Annotated in this window: 1 rRNA gene; it reads left to right on the top strand. The window is 62.6% G+C overall.

From position 1 onward, the window contains the following. Positions 1 to 84 (top strand): 16S ribosomal RNA (locus V9U69_RS17385); the annotation flags it as partial. Positions 85 to 393: the final 309 nt, after the last annotated feature.

Genomic DNA, 393 nt, shown 5'->3' with positions numbered 1-393 from the left:
GAGCTGTCGAAGGTGGGACTGGCGATTGGGACGAAGTCGTAACAAGGTAGCCGTACCGGAAGGTGCGGCTGGATCACCTCCTTTCTAAGGAGCAACTGCTCGAGCGCGTTCAGCTTCGGGCGACCGTCGTGTCGTTCGGGGTGTGCTCGAGGGGAGCCGGTTTCTGCCAGCGAGTGTCTGGTGGCCGGTGCTCGAGGGTGGAACATCAACACGGCACTGCTCATCTTCTGTGGGGTGTTAGTACGGCTGGAGGAATCCGGTCTGGAACGCGCTGTCGAGGGGTGTGGGTGGTGCCTGGCGCACTGTTGGGTCCTGAGGGACCGGACAACTTCTCCTCATCGTGCTGGTTCGCTGGTGTGCTGGTTTCGCCGGCATCGCTGGTGCGGCTCGGTG

This window comes from Kineococcus sp. G2, assembly GCF_037154035.1.
In the GTDB taxonomy this organism is placed as follows: Bacteria; Actinomycetota; Actinomycetes; order Actinomycetales; family Kineococcaceae; genus Kineococcus.
Note: the sequence above shows the minus strand (reverse complement) of the source record. Positions and strands in the feature narration are given on the sequence as shown.